The organism is Desulfurellaceae bacterium (genome assembly GCA_021296095.1).
Classification (GTDB): Bacteria; Desulfobacterota; Binatia; order Bin18; family Bin18; genus JAAXHF01.
The window spans coordinates 1-2804 of sequence record JAGWBB010000163.1 but is presented as its reverse complement, the minus strand read 5'-3'; the positions used below and the strand labels follow the sequence as shown (position 1 = coordinate 2804).

Below are 2804 nucleotides of genomic sequence, written 5' to 3'. Positions count from 1 at the left end.
GGCTGGTCCAGCCGCTGTCGATTGAACAGACCGAGGTATTTCAGTACCCGACCCTGTTGAAGGGCGTACCCCACGAGCTGAACCTCAAGCGTTTGCGCGGCCATGAGGCGTTTTACGGCCCGGCCGGCTCGGGCGCGCCCGACGATCTGGAGATGTTTGAGCGCAACCAGGTCGGGCTGAGCGCCGAAGTCGATCCGTGGCTGCTGATCGCCCGTGGCCTGCACCGCCAGCGCCGCGAGCCAGACGGCACAATCGTCGGCCACATGACCGACGAGGTCACCCAGCGCGGCATCTGGCGGCACTGGAAGAAGCTCATGACCCACGCTGCCGGCGCGGCGATGCAGCCCCGCCGGGCCAGCGGGAGCGCGTGACACAGGCAAGCCTGATGACAAGCGATACGACACAGAGATCGCGATTGCCGGCCGTCGACCGCCACCAGATCGAGAATTTCCTGTACCGCGAGGCGCGGTTGATGGACGAGCACGCCTACGACGAATGGCTGGCGCTGTGGGCCGAGGACGCCCTGTACTGGGTGCCGAGCAATGACGACGATATGGACCCCAGCCAGCAGGTGGCGATTATCTACGACCAGCTGCACCAGCTCCGGGATCGGATCGACCGGCTCAAGGGTGGGGCGGCCTACTCCCAGGACCCCAGATCGCGTCTGCGCCGGGTGGTCTCCAACATCGAGATTGAGGCGGCCGACAACGGCGAGGTTCTCGTTTACTCGAACTTCAACCTGACCGAGCTGCGCCGCAGCAAACAGGATACCTTTGCCGGGCGGACGATCCACCGCCTGCGTCCCGACGCCGACGGCCTGAAGATGGTGTCAAAAAAAGTCTTGCTGGTGAACAATGACGAGGTCATCGACAACCTGACGTTTCTCATTTGAAAGGAGGCCAGGCTATGGACACACAAACGTTCTGGAACACGGTTGAGGGCATTGCCGATGAGTTCAACATCGGTCGCCATCCGCTGGTCAAGCTGATCAAGGAGGGGAAGGCCACCCGGCAGCAAATCCGGCAGTTTGCCGTCGAGCATTACGAGATGACGGTCAGAGACTCCGGCCACTACATCGCCCAGGGCTATATCAGCATGGCCACTATCGACAAGCAGGGCGCGGAGATGATGGCCGAGAACTTTGTCGAGGAGGCGATGGGCCTGCACACCCATACCGCCAGCCATACCGAGCTGCTGTTCGAGTTCTGGGAAAAGGGGCTAGGCTTGTCCAGGCAGGAGCTGGAACAGTCGAGCGCCTCGCCCGCAGCCCGGGCCATGAACGCCTATTTCTGGCTGCTGGTCTCGCGCAAGGCCGAGTACTCGGGTGCCCTGGGCGTCCTGGAGGGCGGCTTTTCGCACGCCTGTGAGGACATACTCGACGGCCTGCAAAATCACTATCAGATGAGTCCCGACGCCCTACGTTTCTTTTCCGGTCATATGGAGGCCGACCGGGAGCACGCCCAGACCGGGCGCAAGCTGATTGATCGTCTGCTGACCACCGACCGTGACCGCCAGGAGTTCGTCAAAGAGGTGCGCTGCGCGGCCGAACTGTATTGGAAAGGCTGGGATGCCATGCTGCAATAGCGGCATCCCCATAAGGAGGAATACGATGGCAACACAGGAGTTTGAAACGCAACAATTGCTGAGGGCGTATCGCAAAGGGCTCATCTCGGATGAGCTGTTTGAAAAGCACATGCAAGAGGTGAACGGCAACGGCGGGAATGCGCTGGACGTGGCGAACGTCTTTGACCATAAAGACGCGTCGTTCAAGATGTTCCAGAACACCCCGCAGAGCCAGACGGCCGTCTTCACCCTGCCGCCGGGCTATACCAACGACGAAGAGAGCGTCCATAAGGGCGACCAGATTCTGTATGTTGTGGACGGCTGCGCGGTGGCCAAGGTGAGCGGCACGGAACACGAGATCAAGGCCGGCGATGTGGTCATGATTCCGGCCGGAGCGCCGCATACCTTGCGGACCGCTGAGGACGCATTCTTTGGCTTCACCGTTTTTACCCCGCCAGAACTCGACATGGACATGTCCGGCTAAGGCCGGGTGTGCTCCGCCCAGTAGGGGCGGGTTTCAAACCCGCCCCTACCGTTCGTCATCAGTTGTCCGCCGATTGTTTCCCTTCATCGTTCCTACCCGTTTTCGTGTCTCCCTGACCCCCAGGTATGCCCTTCCTCTGTCCCATCCCAGTGCCTCTCGTCTGAGCGGACGCTGGTCCGTGGGGCAAACAGAGGGGCTTTCGGGAAAGAGGAGGCCCAGATAGGATCGGGCGACGTTCGGGCCAATATCAGCGAAGGAGAGTCTCGTGCAGGATATCCAGGCGATACAGACGCAGCTGCGTGAAGAGCTGGCCGCAGCGACCTCGGAGGGCGAGCTTGAGGCCGTTCGGGTGCGCTACCTGGGCCGCAAAGGGGTGGTCACCCTGATGCGAAAAAACGCGGATTTTTCGCGCATGTCGGCCGACGAGAAAAAACACTTCGGCCAGCAGTTCAACCAGCTCAAGCGCTTTGTCGAAGACCAGCTGGGTCAGGCCCGGGCCGCGCGCCAGACCAGCCCCAAAGTGCAGGCCAGTATCGACATGACGCTGCCGGGCCTCAACAGCCGCAGCGGCCATCTGCACCCCATCTCGCTGGTCCAGATGGAACTCGAAGACATCGCCCGGGCGATGGGTTTTTTGATTGAGACCGGCTACCACGTCGAGACCGATTTCTACAACTTTGAGAGCCTGAATATTCCCGGCGATCATCCGGCCCGGGACATGCAGGACACCTACTGGCTGACCAACGGCCTGCTGCTG

At 61.3% G+C, this 2804-nt stretch carries 5 protein-coding genes; all 5 read left to right on the top strand.

Features of this window, described 5'->3' with window-relative positions; genetic code table 11:
* A partial coding sequence (locus J4F42_22185) for a hypothetical protein (protein ID MCE2488233.1) occupies positions 1 to 371 on the top strand: 371 nt, incomplete at its 5' end.
* 14 nt (positions 372 to 385) lie between these two features.
* A complete protein-coding gene (locus tag J4F42_22180) occupies positions 386 to 892 on the top strand; it encodes an aromatic-ring-hydroxylating dioxygenase subunit beta (protein MCE2488232.1) in 507 nt (168 codons plus the stop codon).
* A gap of 14 nt (positions 893 to 906) precedes the next feature.
* On the top strand, positions 907 to 1584 hold the full coding sequence (locus tag J4F42_22175) for an iron-containing redox enzyme family protein (GenBank protein MCE2488231.1): 678 nt from the start codon (positions 907 to 909) through the stop codon (positions 1582 to 1584).
* Between the two features lie 25 nt (positions 1585 to 1609).
* A complete protein-coding gene (locus J4F42_22170; GenBank protein MCE2488230.1) occupies positions 1610 to 2047 on the top strand; it encodes a cupin domain-containing protein in 438 nt (145 codons plus the stop codon).
* A gap of 265 nt (positions 2048 to 2312) precedes the next feature.
* The coding region (locus J4F42_22165) for a hypothetical protein (GenBank protein MCE2488229.1) at positions 2313 to 2804 on the top strand (492 nt) is incomplete at its 3' end.

Excerpts from the sequence above, each read along its gene's own strand:
- J4F42_22180 (MCE2488232.1), top strand. The coding sequence starts at position 386 with ATGACAAGCGATACGACACAGAGATCGCGATTGCCGGCCGTCGACCGC.
- J4F42_22175 (MCE2488231.1), top strand. The coding sequence starts at position 907 with ATGGACACACAAACGTTCTGGAACACGGTTGAGGGCATTGCCGATGAG.
- J4F42_22170 (MCE2488230.1), top strand. The coding sequence starts at position 1,610 with ATGGCAACACAGGAGTTTGAAACGCAACAATTGCTGAGGGCGTATCGC.